Source organism: Nocardioides guangzhouensis (assembly GCF_004519545.1).
Classification (GTDB): Bacteria; Actinomycetota; Actinomycetes; order Propionibacteriales; family Nocardioidaceae; genus Nocardioides; species Nocardioides guangzhouensis.
Genome location: NZ_SDKM01000003.1, coordinates 201170 through 218052 on the forward strand (window position 1 = coordinate 201170; position 16883 = coordinate 218052).

Annotated in this window: 16 protein-coding genes; 7 read left to right on the forward strand and 9 right to left on the reverse strand. The window is 71.6% G+C overall.

Annotated features, from left to right (window positions below; genetic code table 11):
* The first annotated feature begins 368 nt into the window (after nt 1-368).
* From hpf to EKO23_RS03535, 3 genes are read left to right on the forward strand one after another with little or no spacing between them, the layout of a single operon-like run.
* Nucleotides 369-989: a ribosome hibernation-promoting factor, HPF/YfiA family gene (gene hpf, locus EKO23_RS03525; protein WP_134714114.1), complete on the forward strand. Its 621-nt coding sequence runs from the start codon at nt 369-371 to the stop codon at nt 987-989.
* Between the two features lie 57 nt (nt 990-1046).
* Nucleotides 1047-1730: a response regulator gene (locus tag EKO23_RS03530; protein ID WP_134714116.1), complete on the forward strand. Its 684-nt coding sequence runs from the start codon at nt 1047-1049 to the stop codon at nt 1728-1730.
* Between the two features lie 10 nt (nt 1731-1740).
* Nucleotides 1741-2919 carry a winged helix-turn-helix domain-containing protein gene (locus EKO23_RS03535; RefSeq protein ID WP_134714118.1) on the forward strand — a complete coding sequence of 393 codons (1179 nt, stop codon included), beginning with the start codon at nt 1741-1743 and terminating at the stop codon, nt 2917-2919.
* A gap of 130 nt (nt 2920-3049) precedes the next feature.
* Here EKO23_RS03535 and EKO23_RS03540 read toward each other — a convergent pair whose 3' ends face one another.
* The 3 genes from EKO23_RS03540 to EKO23_RS03550 form a co-directional block, all read right to left on the reverse strand.
* A complete protein-coding gene (locus EKO23_RS03540) occupies nt 3050-4849 on the reverse strand; it encodes a hypothetical protein (RefSeq protein WP_134714120.1) in 1800 nt (599 codons plus the stop codon).
* A 165-nt stretch (nt 4850-5014) separates the two neighbouring features.
* Entirely contained in the window at nt 5015-6652 is a 1638-nt protein-coding gene (locus EKO23_RS03545; protein WP_134714123.1) for a glycoside hydrolase family 13 protein, read from the reverse strand.
* Nucleotides 6653-6737: 85 nt separating this feature from the next.
* Nucleotides 6738-6923: a hypothetical protein gene (locus EKO23_RS03550; RefSeq protein WP_134714125.1), complete on the reverse strand. Its 186-nt coding sequence runs from the start codon at nt 6921-6923 to the stop codon at nt 6738-6740.
* A 125-nt stretch (nt 6924-7048) separates the two neighbouring features.
* Between EKO23_RS03550 and secA the strand changes: the two genes are divergently transcribed.
* On the forward strand, nt 7049-9859 hold the full coding sequence (secA, locus tag EKO23_RS03555; protein WP_134714126.1) for a preprotein translocase subunit SecA: 2811 nt from the start codon (nt 7049-7051) through the stop codon (nt 9857-9859).
* A 176-nt stretch (nt 9860-10035) separates the two neighbouring features.
* Here secA and EKO23_RS03560 read toward each other — a convergent pair whose 3' ends face one another.
* On the reverse strand, nt 10036-10563 hold the full coding sequence (locus tag EKO23_RS03560) for an Rv3235 family protein (protein ID WP_134714128.1): 528 nt from the start codon (nt 10561-10563) through the stop codon (nt 10036-10038).
* Nucleotides 10563-11300 carry a LysM peptidoglycan-binding domain-containing protein gene (locus EKO23_RS03565; RefSeq protein WP_134714130.1) on the reverse strand — a complete coding sequence of 246 codons (738 nt, stop codon included), beginning with the start codon at nt 11298-11300 and terminating at the stop codon, nt 10563-10565. Before EKO23_RS03565 ends, EKO23_RS03560 begins: the two co-directional genes overlap by 1 nt.
* A 169-nt stretch (nt 11301-11469) precedes the next feature.
* Here EKO23_RS03565 and EKO23_RS03570 point away from each other — a divergent pair, with 169 nt between their 5' ends.
* Genes EKO23_RS03570 through EKO23_RS03580 form a run of 3 tightly spaced genes read left to right on the forward strand, consistent with a single transcriptional unit; the run spans nt 11470 to nt 13427 of the window.
* Nucleotides 11470-12015 carry a SigE family RNA polymerase sigma factor gene (locus EKO23_RS03570; RefSeq protein ID WP_217702432.1) on the forward strand — a complete coding sequence of 182 codons (546 nt, stop codon included), beginning with the start codon at nt 11470-11472 and terminating at the stop codon, nt 12013-12015.
* Nucleotides 12012-12809 (forward strand): hypothetical protein, encoded by a 798-nt coding sequence (locus EKO23_RS03575; RefSeq protein ID WP_134714134.1) that lies wholly within the window; start codon nt 12012-12014, stop codon nt 12807-12809. Before EKO23_RS03570 ends, EKO23_RS03575 begins: the two co-directional genes overlap by 4 nt.
* Nucleotides 12810-12866: 57 nt before the next feature.
* Nucleotides 12867-13427: a hypothetical protein gene (locus EKO23_RS03580; RefSeq protein WP_134714136.1), complete on the forward strand. Its 561-nt coding sequence runs from the start codon at nt 12867-12869 to the stop codon at nt 13425-13427.
* Nucleotides 13428-13528: 101 nt separating this feature from the next.
* On the opposite strand, the gene EKO23_RS03585 is transcribed toward EKO23_RS03580, so the two are convergent.
* The 4 genes from EKO23_RS03585 to EKO23_RS03600 are packed head-to-tail and all read right to left on the reverse strand — an operon-like array spanning nt 13529 to nt 16870.
* Complete coding sequence (locus tag EKO23_RS03585) at nt 13529-13855, reverse strand: sec-independent translocase (RefSeq protein ID WP_134714138.1); 327 nt, start codon at nt 13853-13855, stop codon at nt 13529-13531.
* Nucleotides 13856-13858: 3 nt separating this feature from the next.
* On the reverse strand, nt 13859-15013 hold the full coding sequence (locus EKO23_RS03590) for an Mrp/NBP35 family ATP-binding protein (protein ID WP_134714140.1): 1155 nt from the start codon (nt 15011-15013) through the stop codon (nt 13859-13861).
* Between the two features lie 11 nt (nt 15014-15024).
* Nucleotides 15025-15594 (reverse strand): DUF1003 domain-containing protein, encoded by a 570-nt coding sequence (locus EKO23_RS03595; RefSeq protein ID WP_134714142.1) that lies wholly within the window; start codon nt 15592-15594, stop codon nt 15025-15027.
* The gene (locus tag EKO23_RS03600) at nt 15587-16870 is read right to left on the reverse strand and encodes a magnesium transporter MgtE N-terminal domain-containing protein (RefSeq protein ID WP_134714144.1); all 1284 of its coding nucleotides are present in this window, start codon (nt 16868-16870) and stop codon (nt 15587-15589) included. Before EKO23_RS03600 ends, EKO23_RS03595 begins: the two co-directional genes overlap by 8 nt.
* Nucleotides 16871-16883: the final 13 nt, after the last annotated feature.

Sequence of the window (16883 nt, forward strand, 5' to 3'; positions counted from 1 at the left end):
GTAGCGTCATTTCATGGAGTCCGTCCGGGTCCGTGGTTGCGTCGGAGGGACCAATGCGTCGCTCCGGCTAGCCGATGCCAGTCGCAGGCAAAGCGGTCCACGTAAGGCCATCGACCGGGGTGCGAGCCCCGCGTCGGGCGGCCGATCACGGTGCGGCTTAGAGGTAAGTCCTGCCCTGTCCCCGTCGCCAGATGCGACGGCCGGACGGGAGAAGGTGGGTAGTGGCACCAAGCTGCGAGAGCCTCAGCAGGCGGTTGTGGGGTCGAAGACCAGGTCGGCCGGACGGACTCCATCCCACGCCCGGTCCCGCCCACCTGCGGTGATCCGGGCGTGCCGACGCAACTGAACCCACGGTACGGGAGGTCTACATGGATGTTGTGGTCAACGCTCGGCACTGCGAGGTGTCCGACCGGTTCCGTAGTCACGCAACTGAGAAGCTGGCCCGGCTCGAGAAGCACGACCATCGGATCATCCGCGTGCAGGTCGAGGTCGAGAAGGAGCGCAATCCCCGCCAGGCCGATCGTGCCGTCAAGGTAGAGCTCACCGCCCTGTCCAAGGGGCCGGTCATCCGTGCCGAGGCCGCGGCCGAGGACAAGATGGGTGCGCTCGACCTCGCCGTCGACAAGATGGCCGCGCAGATGCGCCGCGCCGCCGACCGTCGCCGGGTGCACCACGGCCGGCACACGCCGGTGTCCGTGGGCGAGGCGCTCGCCGACGCCGGCCCGGCGCCCACGGAGACCGAGGCCGACGGCGTGGTCACCACGGAACGCCAGGTCGGCCCGATCACGGTGACCGGCGACGGACCGCTGGTGGTCCGGGAGAAGTCGCACCCGGCCTCGCCGATGACGCTCGACCAGGCGCTCTACGAGATGGAGCTGGTCGGCCACGACTTCTACCTCTTCGTCGACAAGGAGAGCGAACGGCCGTCGGTCGTCTACCGCCGCCGCGGCTACGACTACGGCGTGATCTCGCTCGACGTGGTCAGTTGACGACCCGTCGGTGGCCAGTTCACCGCTGTATGGACCGGCATCTGACATGATGCGCCTGTGAGCGAGAGCACCTCCACCTCGGAGCCCGAGCCGATCCGGGTCCTGGTCGTAGACGACCAGGAGCTGTTCCGGCGGGGTCTGGTCATGTTGCTCGGCGTCGAGCCGGGCATCGAAGTCGTCGGTGAGGCCGGTGACGGAGTCGAGGGCACGAACCTTGCGGCGAGTGCCGCCCCCGACGTCGTGCTGCTGGACGTGCGGATGCCCAAGAGATCGGGCATCGAGGCGTGCACAGCGATCAAGGAGACGGTGCCGTCGGCCAAGATCATCATGCTGACGGTCTCGGACGAGGAGGCCGATCTCTACGAGGCGGTCAAGAGCGGGGCCTCGGGCTACCTGCTGAAGGACTCTTCCATCGAGGAGGTGGCCCAGGCGGTCCGGGTGGTGGCCGACGGGCAGTCGTTGATCAGTCCGTCCATGGCGGTCAAGCTGATCGACGAGTTCAAGCAGATGTCGAAGCCGGAGCGCAGCCAGGTCCCGGGCCTGCGGCTCACCGAGCGCGAGCTCGAGGTGCTGAGGCTGGTGGCCAAGGGCATGAACAACCGCGAGATCGCCCGGCAGCTGTTCATCTCGGAGAACACCGTCAAGAACCACGTCCGCAACATCCTGGAGAAGCTCCAGCTGCACTCGCGCATGGAGGCCGTCATGTACGCCGTGCGCGAGAAGCTGCTCGACATCCCGTGAGCCGCCGCTGATGCAGTCCCTCTCACGGCGGCAGGCGCGCCGCGTCGCGCTCGCCGCCCAGGGGTTCCGCGACCCCCGGCACACGACGCCGACGATGCGGACGTTCTCGCGGACGCTGGCGCGCACCGGCGTGCTCCAGGTGGACTCGGTCAACGTGCTGCAGCGCGCCCACTACATGCCGCTGTTCTCGCGGATGGGCGCCTACGACACCGAGCTGCTCCGCCGCGCCGCCGAGAAGCGGCCCCGGCGGATCGTCGAGTACTGGGCGCACGTCCAGGCCTTCATGCCGGTCGACCTGTGGCCGGTGATGCGGCACCGGATGGACCACTACCGCGAGCGCCGCGGCAAGTGGTGGAGCGGCGTCGACCAGGACCTGCTCGCGTCGGTCCGCGCCGAGGTCGCCGCGCGAGGTGCCTCCACGGCGCGCGACCTCGACGACGGCACTCCGCGCCGCAAGGACCACTGGGGCTGGAACTGGTCCGAGGCCCGCAAGGCCCTGGACTTCCTCTACATGTGCGGTGACCTGGCGATCGCCGGTCGCAACAGTCAGTTCGAGGTGAGGTACGACGTGCCGGAGCGGGTGCTGCCCGCGGCGGTCCTCGACGCCCCGACCCCCACCGTCGAGGACGCGACCCGCGAGCTGGTGCGCCGGGCGGCCGCGTCCCACGGGGTCGCCACCGCGAAGTGCCTGCGCGACTACTACCGGATGCACAACGACCACGTGAAGCCGGCGATCCAGTCCCTCGTCGACGCCGGCGAGCTCGAGCCGGTGACGATCGAGGGCTGGACGCGTCCGGCGTACCTCCATCGCGATGCGCGGCTGCCCCGCAGGGTGGATGCGCGGGCCGTGCTCAGCCCGTTCGACCCGGTGGTGTGGGAACGCGAGCGGACCGAGCGGCTCTTCGACTTCCACTACCGGATCGAGATCTACACCCCTCCGGAGAAGCGGGTGCACGGCTACTACGTGCTGCCGTTCCTGCTCGGGGACGAGATCGTGGCCCGGGTCGACCTCAAGGCCGACCGCCCGTCGGGCACCCTGCTGGTGAAGGCTGCGTACGCCGAGCCGGGAGCGCCCGAGGAGACCGCCGAGGAGCTGGCCGACGAGCTGAAGGCCCTGGCCGCCTGGCTCGACCTCTCCGGCATCTCGGTCACCGACCGTGGCGACCTGGCCCCGCTGCTCCGCTTCTGAACCGCCCCCCGACAACCGCTGTAACGCGGTGTTCTTGTCGGTCAGTGCTGGTTCGAGCACGTGCTGAGTGACAAGAACACCGCGTTACATGGGCAACGAGTTGCAGGGTACGGCGGCCGGCGGGTCGGGGTCAGGGGCGGACGACCACGGGCACCAGGACGCTGCCGGAGACCACCTGGCCGAGCGCGAGGCTCCGCTTCTTCGTGGCGGTGCCGCGGACGGTGAACGTCGAGGCGATGGTGTCGTTCCTCTGGTCGGCACGCAGCTGCTCGAGCACCGCGGGGATGCTCTCCGGCACGCTTCCGCCGACCATGGAGTCGCCGTACGCGTCGACGAACTCCTCGGAGCTGTCGTAGAAGTAGTAGTCCTCGCCGCCCGAGAAGCCGCCCTGCAGGGCCAGCCGGCCGGTGCGGCCCGCGGACTTGCGGGAGGCGGTCACCGGGACGGTGACGTACCTCGAGGCGGCGTCACGCGAGTAGAGCTCCACCCGGATGTTCGCGGTCCGGCCGGCCCTGACGACGGCCGGGGACTTGGCGGTGACCCGCTTCCAGGCGCCGTTCTTGCGCCAGTAGGTACGGCCGATCCGCCAGCTGACGGCCTCGTCGCTGATCGTCGTGGCGGTCGAGATGCCCGTGATCGTGACCGCCTCGGACTGGTTCTCCAGCAGCGTGTAGGCCTGCATCGCCAGGTCCATGAGCGGCGCCGACGAGACGTCGTACGTGTCGGTGTAGACGTCGCTGTGGGTCAGCTCGAACGCAGCTCCGCTGCGACGCTTGCCGGTGATCGTCCAGGACGCCCTGGCCGTGCCCTTGCCGTACTTGTCCATGGCGCGGTCGCTGGCAGCGAACGCGTTCGCGAGCCCGGCGTCCGTCACCAGGTCGGCGACGGTGACGTGGGTGGTGCCGGAGACGGTCCTGCCCTGGTAGGTCGCCGTGGAGCTCACGTCGTACGCCGTCGGGCCTGCGTCGAACGTGCCGTGGATGCCGGCGAGGTGGTCGTCGGAGATGGTGCCGACCCGGTCGCCGAGGTTGGCCAGCTTGTAGCCGCCGAACGTGGCGCCCGGGACGATCGCCACCGCGTCCGCCGGGTGCAGCGAGTACGTCGAGTCGCCGGTGTAGTTGAACGGGTGGCCGAACGCGACCACGTCGTTGCCGCACACCGCGGTGACCGTGCCGACCGCGGCGGCGGAGACGAATCCCCAGCCGAGCGAGGCGGCGATGTTGCCGCCGGGCACGATGTCGGAGGCGTCGGCCGTCGAGGTGGTGGAGCCGATCGTGGCGTTCGCCACCGGACCCTGGCTGTCGAGCCAGCCGGCGAGCTGGTCGAAGCGGCGGCTGGTCAGGCCGGAGACGCCGATCGGGGTCGGCAGCGGGCGCATGCCGTTGGCGAGCTGGGCGCGGGTGGCGACGCCGTCGGCGACCAGGCGGTCCGCGACCTTGCGCGGGATCGCGACGGTGGCCGCCGGGGCCGGCATCAGGTCGAGCATCGCCGAGGCCGGGGTGATGCCGGCCAGGTGGGTGCTGCCCTCGTTGAGGCTGTAGGACACCGCACCGATCAGCTGGGTGTGCTCGGGGTCGGCGTACACCGGCGAACCGGACATGCCGGCCCAGATGCCGTTCTTGTCCACGGCCGGCGACGTCAGCTCGGCGAGGATCAGGTCGACGCCGGGAGCGATGCCGTCCTGGAGCGGGGCGCCCGAGATGGTGCCGGTGAACGCTCCGGACTCGGGGTCCGTTCCCTTGCTGACGGTGAGGCCCTCGACCGCCTGGCCGTCGGTCAGGCCGGACTCCGGGAAGGCGGTGACGCACGGGTCGGCGGCGGTGGCCGGGCTGGTGACGGTGGTGGCGAGGCCGGCCGCGCCGACGACGACGGCGGTCAGTCCGGAGACGACGATACGGGCGGGCCGTGGCCCGAGCCCACGTGTGACCATGGTGGATTCCCCTCGTGACGGCGGGTCCCGGACGGACGCGCGCAGCGCATCCTTTCCCACCGGAGGACCTCTCCGCAGCCGAACAGGCCAGCATGTTCGACAACCCCCCGAAGGGGTCAGCCCGGACGTGCCAGCCCGCGTGCGCGACGCCTCCGGGACCGGCTGTCAGTCGCCCAGCCAGGCCGCGGCGTCGTGAGGGAGTGCGCCGGCCTCCAGGGGCAGGCTGCTGAGCAGCACGGAGGCGTCCGTGAGCGGCAGCGGCGCTCCCGAGAGGTTGACCACGCAGCGGAATCCGGGGCCGCGATCGAAGTCCAGCACCCCGTCCGGTGCGGCCCGCCAGCTGAGGTGGTCGGTGCACAGGGCGGCCACCTCGCGACGGATCCGGAGCGCGTCCCGGTGCAGCGACAGCATCGACCCGGCATCGGCCGCCTGCGCCTCGGCGGTGAGCGGCGCCCAGTCCGCGGGCTGCGGCAGCCAGGTGGCCACGCCCTCCGCACCGAAGCCGTACGGCGGGTGGTCGCCCGACCACGGCAGCGGCACCCGGCAGCCATCGCGGCCGCGCATGGCGCCGTTGCTGCGCGCGAACATCGGGTCCTGCAGCACCTCGTCGGGCAGGTCGTCGACCTCGGGCAGGCCGAGCTCCTCGCCCTGGTAGAGGTAGGCCCCGCCCGGCAGCGCCAGCATCAGCAGCGTCGCAGCCCGGGCCCGGCGGGTGCCGAGCGCCAGGTCGACGGGCTCGCCCTGACCGTCGGCGACGTGCCCGGAGGAGGTGGTGGCCCGGCCGTAGCGGCTGACCAGCCTGGTCTCGTCGTGGCTGGCCAGCACCCAGGTGGCGGGGGCGCCCATGGGAGCCAGCAGGTCGATGGTCTCGTCGATCACCGCGCGCAGTGCCGAGGCCTCCCAGGCGGTCTTCATGTAGGGGAAGTTGAACGCGGTGTGCATCTCGTCCGGTCGCAGGTAGTTGCGCAGCCGGGTGCCGCTGACCACGGCCTCGGCGACGAACACGCGGTCGCCGTCGTAGGCGTCCGCGACGGTGCGCCAGCGGCGGAAGATGTCATGCACGTGGTCGACGTCCCAGTGGGGGTTGTCGGTCCACTCCAGGGTGCGGAACGCCGGCTCCGGCCCGTAGTCGGCGTCGGGGAGGTCGGCGGCCTTGCCCATCGCGGGGGCGGCGTCGACGCGGATGCCGTCGACCCCGCGGTCGAACCAGAACCGTAGGATCCCGTCGAAGGCCTCGACCACGTCCGGGTTGCTCCAGTCGAGGTCGGGCTGCTCGGGCGCGAACATGTGCATGTAGAACTGTCCGGGCGTGCCGTCTGGCTCGGTGACCCGCTCCCACGCGCCGCCGCCGAAGCAGCTGATCCAGTTGTTCGGGGGCCGGTCCCCGTCGGGACCGGCACCGTCGCGGAAGAGGTAGCGGGCACGTTCGGGAGACCCGGGCGCCGCCGCGAGGGCGGCCCGGAACCACGGGTGCTGCTCGGAGGTGTGGTTGGGGACCACGTCGACGATGACCCGCAGGCCCAGGTCGTGCGCCTCGCGGATCAGGGCGTCGGCCTCGTCGAGGGTGCCGTAGCGCGGGTCGATGCCGGTGTAGTCGCTGACGTCGTACCCGCCGTCGGCCATCGGCGAGGGGTACCACGGGGCGATCCAGATGCCGTCGACGCCGATGTCCCGGAGATAGGGGAGCCGCGCCCGGAGCCCGGCGAGGTCGCCCTCGCCGTCGCCGTTCCCGTCCGCGAAGCTGCGGGGGTAGACCTCGTAGATGACGGCGTGCCGCCACCAGGGGGCGTGAGCATCGGCCATGGGGTGCCTCGCGTTCGTCGACGGGTGTCGCCCCGAAATCTTGCGAAGTCGCCGGTGCCCCGTCAACGCCCCGCTCGCGGGCTGGTCAGAGCAGCACGATCACGCCGTCCCCGTCTGAGTCGTAGTGGTCGACGATCGCCCGCATCACCGCCGGTACGTCGCCCGCCGGGGCGCGGCGCTCGGCCTCCACGAGGGCGGTGGCGAGCGCGAAGGTGGCCTCGAGCAGGCCGTCGCGGCTGCCGAGCCGGCGGAGCAGGGGCTGCACGCTCACCCCGGCCCGCTCGGCGGGCCGGCTGCCCGAGATGGGGCAGGCTTCGGTGCGCTGGGTAGAGTGGCAGCCGCACATCCACGTCCGCGGCGACACCGGGTTCGCCGCCCCTCCAGGAGCTCATCACCGTGCCTGCCATTCTCGACAAGATCCTCCGCATCGGCGAAGGCAAGATCCTGCGCCAGCTCGAGGGCGTCGCCAAGGCCGTCAACGCCATCGAGGACGACTTCACGGCGATGAGCGACGCCGAGCTCCGGGCCCTGACCCCGGAGTTCAAGGAGCGCCTGGCCAAGGGCGAGACGCTCGACGACATCATGCCGGAGGCGTTCGCGACGGTGCGCGAGGCCGCCCGCCGGGTGATCGGCCAGCGCCACTACGACGTGCAGATCATGGGCGGCGCCGCGCTGCACTTCGGCAACATCGCCGAGATGAAGACCGGCGAGGGCAAGACCCTGGTCGCGACCCTGCCGGCGTACCTCAACGCCCTGGCCGGCGAGGGCGTCCACGTGGTCACCGTCAACGACTACCTCGCGAAGTACCACGCCGAGTGGATGGGCCGCATCCACCACTTCCTCGGTCTCTCGACCGGCGTGATCCTGCCGGAGATGAAGCCGTCCGAGCGTCGCGAGGCCTACAACTGCGACATCACCTACGGCACCAACAACGAGCTCGGCTTCGACTACCTCCGCGACAACATGGCCTCCTCGATCGAGGACTGCGTGCAGCGCGGCCACTCGTTCGCGATCGTCGACGAGGTCGACTCGATCCTCATCGACGAGGCCCGCACGCCGCTGATCATCTCCGGCCCCACGCAGGACGAGGTCCGCTGGTACGCCGAGTTCGCCAAGGTCGCGCGCACCCTGACCAAGGACGTCGACTACGAGACCGACGAGAAGAAGCGCACGATCTCGGTGCTCGAGCCGGGCATCACCAAGGTCGAGGACCACCTCGGCATCGAGAACCTCTACGACTCGGTCAACACTCCGCTCATCTCCTTCCTCAACAACTCCATCAAGGCCAAGGAGCTGTTCCGCCGCGACAAGGAGTACGTCGTCATGGACGGCGAGGTGCTCATCGTCGACGAGCACACCGGCCGCATGCTGGCCGGCCGCCGCTACAACGACGGCCTGCACCAGGCGATCGAGGCCAAGGAGGGCGTGACCGTCCGCGAGGAGTACCAGACGCTCGCGACCGTCACCCTGCAGAACTACTTCCGCCTCTACACCAAGCTCTCCGGCATGACCGGTACCGCCATGACCGAGGCCTCGGAGTTCGACAAGATCTACGGCCTCGGCGTGGTGCCGATCCCGACCAACAAGCCGTTCGTCCGTGCCGACCAGCCCGACCTCGTCTACCGCACCGAGGAGGCGAAGTACCTCGCGGTCGTCGAGGACATCGCCGAGCGGCACGGCAAGGGCCAGCCGATCCTGGTCGGCACCGTCTCGGTCGAGAAGTCCGAGCTGCTCGGCGGGCTGCTGAAGAAGAAGGGCATCCCGCACACCGTCCTGAACGCCAAGCACCACGCGGACGAGGCGAAGATCGTCGCGCTCGCGGGCCACAAGGGCGCGGTCACGGTCGCCACCAACATGGCCGGACGCGGCACCGACATCATGCTCGGCGGCTCCGTGGAGTTCCTCGCCGACGCCGAGCTGCGCAAGCAGGGCCTCGACCCGGTGGAGTCCTCCGAGGAGTACGAAGCCGCGTGGCCGTCCATGGTGGAGCGGATCAAGGAGCAGGTGGCCAACGAGCACGACGAGGTGAAGGGGCTCGGCGGCCTCTACGTGGTCGGCACCGAGCGCCACGAGTCCCGCCGCATCGACAACCAGCTCCGCGGTCGGTCCGGTCGTCAGGGCGACCCGGGCGAGTCCCGCTTCTACCTCTCCCTCCAGGACGAGCTGATGCGGCTGTTCAAGTCCGACTGGGTGGACCGGGTGCTGACCGTGCTCAAGGTCCCGGACGACGTGCCCATCGAGAACAAGCGGGTCACCGGCGCGATCGCGAACGCCCAGGGCCAGATCGAGTCGCAGAACTTCGAGTCCCGCAAGAACGTCCTCAAGTACGACGACGTCATGGACCGCCAGCGTCACGTGATCTACGGCGAGAGGCGGGAGGTGCTCGAGGGCGCTGACCTCGAGACCCAGATGCGCGGCTTCATCGACGACGTGATCGAGGGTTACGTCGTGGGGTCCACCGAGGGCTTCGCCGAGGAGTGGGACCTCGAGGCGCTGTGGACCGCGCTCAAGCAGCTCTACCCGGTCTCCGTCGACCGCGCGAAGCTCGAGGCACAGGCGGGTGGCAAGGCCAACCTGACCCGCGAGGAGCTCATCGAGACGTTGAAGAAGGACGCCCAGACGGCGTACGACGTGCGCGAGGGCGAGATCGGCGCGGAGAACCTCCGCGAGCTCGAGCGCCGCGTGGTGCTGTCGGTGCTCGACCGGAAGTGGCGCGACCATCTCTACGAGATGGACTACCTCCGCGAGGGGATCTACCTGCGGGCCTACTCGCAGCGCGACCCGCTCGTGGAGTACCAGCGCGAGGGCTTCGACATGTTCGCGGCGATGATGGACGGCATCAAGGAGGAGTCGGTCGGCTTCCTCTTCAACCTCCAGGTCGAGTTCGAGGAGGAGACCGACGAGGAGGCTGACGTCGTCGCCGAGGCGGAGGCGGTCGCCGCTGCCGCCGAGGAGGAGCGCAGGGAGGCCCTGCGGATCAAGGCCAAGGGCCTCGAGGCCCCCAAGCAGCCGCAGAACCTCTCGTACTCCGGTCCCGACGAGGGCGGCGACGCGACCGCGCAGGGGGGCACCGTCACCACCGCGGACGACCCGTTCGCCGGCGTCGGCCGCAACGCCGACTGCCCGTGCGGCTCCGGCAAGAAGTACAAGAAGTGCCACGGTGCGCCCGGGGGTCCGACTGGCCTCACGACCCGCGTCAACGGCTGAGCGAGCGCAGCGAGCGAGAGCCGGGGACGCGGGTCAGGAGCCGAGGGTCCGTTCTTGTCGCGGAGCGCCAGCGGAGCGACGAGAACTGATGCCTCGGCGAGGTGACCGGGGTCCGCAGCCGGCGCATCCCGACCAGCCCGAGCGGGTTGGCCGGAAACGGTGAGGACGGCTGAGGCCTACCCGAACTCGAGAACCACGCACTGCCACCTGCCCGCGATCAGCTCCAGCCGCCCGCAGACGGCCCGGTTCCGCTCGCCGTACCGAACTCGCGCGCACACCTCCACCACGGCGTCGTCGACGAAGCAGGTGCGGACGTTCTCGACCTGGGGTCGGACCACGGGCCGACGCCCGCGCCCCTGGCCGGCCTGGTGCACCCCGGCGCGGGCGACGACGCCGGCCCGGTAGGCGAGCTTCTGGTGGACGTCGGGGACCGTCCAGCGCACCAGCTGGGCGGCGGGGCGGTCGCCGCCGATCACCTCGACGACCGCCTGCAGGAAGGTCATCGCCCAGCGGTGCAGGTCGCGGCGGGTGCTGGCGGCGACCGGGACGACGTCGGCGCCCTCCAGCGGCAGAGTGTCCGGGGTCCACGGCGGGCCGAGGTCGGGCTCGAGGTCGAGCGCGAGCGTGCCCTGGATGCTGGTGAGCGCGGACCAGCCGGGGCGGTGGCCCGGGAGCGGCGTGACGTTGTCGTGGAACGGTGACATCAGGCGTCCTTTCGCGGTGGCAGCCGGAGGGCGGTGCCGGGTCGGAGCAGGTCGGGGTCGGCGCCGACCGTGGCCCGGTTGGCCGTCCAGATCCGCTGCCAGTGCCGGGACACCGCCGCGGGCGGAGCCTCGGCGGGGAGGTCGCGCGCCGCGATGTCCCAGAGCGTGTCGCCGGGCCGGACGACGACCTCGCCGTGCCGGGGTGCGACCGGGTCGTGCGGTGGGCGGGCCGCAAGCACGGGGGTGGGGGCGACGGTCGGGCGCGCCGGGCCCGCCGGACGGTCGGGCATCGGCAGGCCGGCCAGGATCGAGCGGTCCTCGCCGCCGGGGGCCCGCGCCTCGGCGACGGCGCTCGGTCCGTCCGTGGTGGCGTTCGCGGGGGTGGTGCCGGCGACGAGGGCGACGCCGCAGGCGAGCAGCACCGCGCGCCGTACGACGCGGGGGCAGCCGCCGCGCTGCACCCGCACGCCCGTCACCGCCTCGACCACGACGGCGGTCGTGGCCATCCACGCCCACAGCACGCACGCCGCGAGCGACACCGCCGCGACCTTGGCGAGAAGGACGTCGAACGGGGCGCCCGCGGGGACCGCGTGCCGCAGGGAGGCCAGGTCGGGGGACAGGAGGCGCAGGACGACCGTCGCCGCGGCGGTGGCCGTGGTCTCGACGAGCAGGCAGCGGGTGAGCGAGGAAGCCGGGGACCCCGAGGGCCGGCCGCTCTCACGTCGCCGAGTCAACATGTCCGATGCCTTCGTTTGCTTGCGTTTGCTTCAGTCAAGGCTTGTTCGTCGAAGTTGTCAATCGACCTTCCACAGGTCGGAGTTCTGGACCGGACAGGCCGTTCCGGGCCCTCTTGTCCGCTCCGGTCAACCGGCGCCACGCTGAGACGTCTGATCGGTCATGAGGGGCGTGAGCCACGTGGACGAGGTGCGAGCGGCCGACGAGCTCGCCGGGCTCGGGCGCGCGGACGCGGTCGCGAGCCTCTTCCGGAGCCAGCACCGGCGCCTGGTCGGGCTCGCGGCCCTCCTCGTCGACGACCGGGCAGTCGCCGAGGACGTCGTCCAGGACGCGTTCGTCGGTCTCTACCGACGGTGGCGGCACCTGCGCGACCCCAACGCCGCGGTCGCCTACCTTAACCGGGCCGTCGTCAACGGCGGGCGCGACCGGCTGCGCGGCGGACAGCGGGCCGCCACCCGCCGACTGATGATGGTCCCGCGGGCCGAGACGCTCGAGTCCGCCGAGCAGGGCGCCATCGAGCACGACGAGGCCGACCGCCTGTGGCGCGCGCTGACGCGGCTTCCGACCCGCCAGCGCCAGGTGCTCGTGCTGCGCTACTACCTCGACCAGTCCGAAGCCGAGATCGCCGAGACGCTCCAGGTGTCCCCGGGCTCGATCAAGAGGCATGCCAGTCGAGGAATCGACGCCCTCGCCCGATCCATGGAGGCGGGGTCATGACCACATCAGAGCTGGAGCGCCGGCTGGCAGCGGTGCTCGACCAGCACGCGGAGGACGCCATGAACGAGACACGCACCGACGAGCTCCTGACGAGGTTCGAGGCCGACACCGAGCGACAGGCGAAGCGGCGCCGGAAGGGCTGGGCAGCGGGAGGGCTCGTGGCGGTCGCTGCCGCCGCGGCACTGATCGCCTGGCTGCCGGGCACGGTCTCCCGCGACTCCCAGCCTGCCCCTCCGGCGCAGGAGCGCGGGGCCGAGCAGACCGCCGCCGCGTTCGTCGACGCCTACGGCTCCTTCGACCGGGAGCGTGCCGCCTCCTACCTGGCCGACGACGCCGTCCTCGACCTGTGGGTGGACCAGTACGGCGACGACCACTGGCAGCGGGGCAACCGTTGGCTGGAGGCGGTCCAGGCGAAGTTCCTGCTCGACAGCTGCGACACCATCCGGAGGTCGTCCGAGGGGACCTACGTGTCGTGTGCCTACAAGCTCCACGCCTTCGGCTCCGACCAGCTCGGGAAGGGACCCTACGACCTGAACACGTTCTCGTTCGCCGTCAAGGACGGGAAGATCGTGGAGGCCGGTCAGGTCCAGAGCCCCGGCGCGAACGGGTTCGGACAGCAGATGTGGGGCCCGTTCGTGGACTGGGTGAGCAAGGCCTACCCGCGCGACGCCGCGGTCATGTACGCCGACTGGCCGGTGGGGGACGTGCAGTCCGAGACCCCCCGGTCCATCGAGCTGTGGCGGAAGCACGTCGAGGACTACGTCGAGACGCACGCCGGCGGTGGCACCGGCTGACTCGTGGTCGCGGTCCGGATGTTGACACCGCGCGGTCCGGCCGGTGAGGGTCGGCCCATGACTCGGGACCCTCGCTGGGAGGAGCAGCTGTTCGCGCTCTTCGACGACCTCGAGCAGCAGGCGGAGGCGGCGTTTGCGGCGGAGCGTGAGGGGGAGGTGGCCGAGCAGGCCCGGTCGGCGTACGCCGAGGTCGCGCTGGCAGCACGGCTGATGGCTGCGGTCGGTGCCCCGGTCTCCCTGACCGTCGAGGGCGTCGGCGCGCTGGAGGGCACCCTGCAGCGGGTGGCGGCCGGCTGGTGCCTGCTCGACGTCGCCGGCCAGGGCTGGATCGTGCGGTTGCCGGCGGTCCAGGTGGTCCGCGGGCTCCCCGCCCGGTCGGTCGCCGAGGCCGCCTGGCCGGTGACCGCGAGACTCGGCCTCGGCTCCGCGCTGCGCCGGGTGGCCGAGGCCCGCGACCCGTGCCGGCTGCTGCTGCGCGACGGCACGACGTACGACGCGCGCCTGGGCCGGGTCGGCGCCGACTTCGTCGAGGCCCACCTCGGTGAGACTCCACCCGGGACGAGGACGGGTCCGGTGCTGGTCGCCTTCACCGCCCTCGCCGCCGTCCACCCCCTCTGACCCACCCCCTCTGACCCACCCCCTCTGACCCACCCCGCCCGAGCGGCCAGGAATGGCGGGTCGAGCGGCCAGCCATTGCGCAAGAGCTGGCCGCTCGGCGGTCAGGTGGCGTCGATGTCGTACGGCGGGAGCTCGCCGTCGGCGAGGGGGCGCAGGCCGGCGCGGAGCGGGGGCTCGTCGTCCTCGTCCATCGCCTCGAGGATGTGCTTGCGGACGATCGTGCGGGGGTCGAGGTCGCGCAGCTCGAGGTCGGCGAAGTCCGGGCCGAGCTCACGGCGGATGTCGTCACGGGCGGCGTCGGCATAGGTGCGCATCTGGCGCAGGAACCGGCCGGCCTGGCGCGCGAACTCAGGCAGCCGCTCGGGCCCGAACACGAACACGGCGACCACGAGGATCACCGTCAGCTCCGGGAGCCCGATGCCGAACACGGGTCAGAACCTGGACGACGGGGTGAGGCCGAGCTGCATGCCGGCGAGGCCGCGGCCACGGCCGGAGAGGCCCTCGGCGACCCTGGTCAGCTCGGCCGCGGCCGGCGCGGTGGGGTCGGCCTCGACGATCGGCTTGCCGGTGTCCCCGCCCTCGCGGAGGGACAGGTCGAGCGGGATCCGGCCGAGCACGGACACGTCGTACCCGAAGCGGGCGGAGAGGGTCGTCGCCACCCGCTCGCCGCCGCCGGAGCCGAACACGTCGATCTGGTGCTCGGGGCCGCAGTGCGGGCAGGGGAGGAACGACATGTTCTCGACCACCCCGACCACGCGCTGGTGCATCATCGACGCCATCGTGCCGGCCCGCTCGGCCACCTCGGCCGCGGCCTCCTGCGGGGTGGTGACCACGACGACCTCGGCGTTCGGCAGGTGCTGGCCGAGCGAGATCGCGACGTCGCCGGTGCCCGGCGGGAGGTCGAGCAGCAGCACGTCGAGGTCGCCCCAGTAGACGTCGGACAGCATCTGGACGAGCGCCCGGTCGAGCATCGGGCCGCGCCAGGCGACGACCTGGTCGCGGCGCGGCTTGAGCATGCCGATCGAGATCACGGAGACGCCGGAGGCGGTCGGCACCGGCATGATCAGGTCCTCGACCTGGGTGGGCCGCTCGTCCCCGACACCGAGCATCGCGGGCACCGAGTGGCCGTAGATGTCCGCGTCCACGATGCCGACCTTGAGCCCCTGCCCGGCCATGGCGACGGCGAGGTTGACGGTGACCGAGGACTTGCCGACTCCGCCCTTGCCGCTGGCGATGGCGAACACCTTGGTCAGCGAGCCGGGCTGGGCGAACGGGATCTCCCGCTGGGCCTGGCCGCCGCGGAGGGTCTGCTGGAGGTGTGCGCGCTGCTCGGCGGTCATCACGCCGAGCTCGAGGGCGACCGAGGTGACGCCGGGGACCGCCTGGACGGCGGCGGTGACGTCGCGGTTGATGGTGTCCTTGAGCGGGCAGCCGGCGACGGTGAGCAGCACCTTGACCGACACGCTGCCGTCGTCGGCGACGTCGACCGAGTCGACCATGTCGAGCTCGGTGATGGGACGCTTGATCTCGGGGTCGTTGACCGTCGCGAGCGCGGCGGTGACCTGCTCGAGGGTGGGGCTGCTCATGATCCCCAAGCCTACGTGGTGCCCGAGGGCCGGACGCCGTCGGCGTCGTGGCCTTCGTCACCGCCTCTCGGTGCCGGCTCCCCGTCGGGGGACTCCGCGGCGGCGGCCCGCTCGTCGAGGTCGCTGAGCAGACCCCTGAGCTCCGAGCGCAGGAAGTCGCGGGTGGTCACCTCGCCGACCGACATCCGCAGCGAGGCGACCTCGCGGGCGAGGAACTCCATGTCGGCGTGCGCCCGGGTGTTCGCCTGGCGGTCCTGCTCGGCGAGCACCTTGTCGCGCGACTCCTGCCGGTTCTGGGCGAGCAGGATCAGCGGCGCGGCGTACGACGCCTGGAGGCTGAGCATCAGCGTGAGGAAGATGAACGGGTAGTCGTCCCACCGCAGGTCCGCCGGCGCCAGGATGTTCCAGCCGATCCAGATCGCGACGAACAGCGTCATGTAGGCGAGGAACCGGGCGGTCCCCATGAACCGGGCGAACTGCTCGGCGAACACCCCGAACATCTCGGAGTCGTACTCCGGGCGCCGAACCAGGGGGCGGCGGGTCTCGAGCGGGGTGTCGAGGCGGGTACGGCGCTCAGCCACGGCCCACCCCCGGGCGCCGGGCCTGCGGCGTCAGCGGACGGGTGGCCCGGTCGCGCCAGCCCTCGGGGAGCATGTGGTCGAGCAGGTCGTCGACGGTGACCGCCCCGAGGAGGTGGCCGTTGTCGTCGACGACCGGCGCCGCGACCAGGTTGTACGTCGCGAGGTGGGCGGCGACCTCGTCGATCGAGGCCTCCGGGGGGAGGTTCTCCATCGAGACGTCGAGGGCGCCGGCGACCAGCGTCGAGGGCGGCTCGCGGAGCAACCGCTGGATGTGCGCGACGCCGAGCAGCTTGCCGGTCGGGGTCTCGAGCGGCGGCCGGCAGACGTAGACCAGCGCGGCCAGCGACGGGGTCAGCTCCGGGTTGCGCACGTGGGCCAGCGCGTCGGCGATGGTGGCGTCCGGGCCGAGGATGACCGGTTCGGGCGTCATCATCGCGCCCGCGGTGTTCTCGACGTACGACATCAGGCGCCGCACGTCCTCGGCCTCCTCGGGCTCCATCAGCCCGAGCAGCGTCGCCGCGGTCTCCGGCGGCAGGTCGGCGATGAGGTCGGCGGCGTCGTCGGGGGACATCTCCTCGAGGACGTCGGCGGCGCGCTCGGAGTCGAGGTGGCCGAGGATCTCGACCTGGTCCTCCTCCGGCAGCTCCTCCAGCACGTCGGCGAGCCGCTCGTCGTCGAGCGCCGCCACGACCGCCGAACGGCGGGCCGGGGGGAGGTCGTGGATCATGCTCGCCGCGTCGGCCGGGCGCATCTCCTGGATCGCCGCCAGCAGGTGGGTGGCGCCCTGCGACTCCTCGCTCCTGATGAGCCCGGTGACCTCGCTCCACTCGACCACGTGGGTCTGCCCGCGCCGGCGGAAGCCGCGGCTCGGCTCCTGGAGGGCGACCCGGCTGAGCACCCAGTCGCGGGTGCGGGCCTGCTCCATGGCCACGTCGAAGACGGTGCCGGTGACCTCGCTGCCCTTGATGCCGACGGTGCGGTCGAGGATCTGGCCGATCAGGAGCGTCTCGGTGGGCCGCTGCTCGAAGCGGCGCATGTTGAGCAGTCCGGTGGTGTAGACCTGCCCGCTGTCGATGTTGGTGACCCTGGTCATCGGCACGAAGATCCGCCGCCGGCCGAACACCTCGGCCACCATCCCGAGCACCCGCGGCTGGCTGGCCTCCGAGCGGAGCGCCACCACGAAGTCCCGGACCTTGGCCACCTGGTCGCCCTGGGGGTCGAAGATCGGCAGCCCGACGAGGCGGGCCGCGAAGACGCGGGAGGGGGCGGTGCTCACGGGCACACACGTT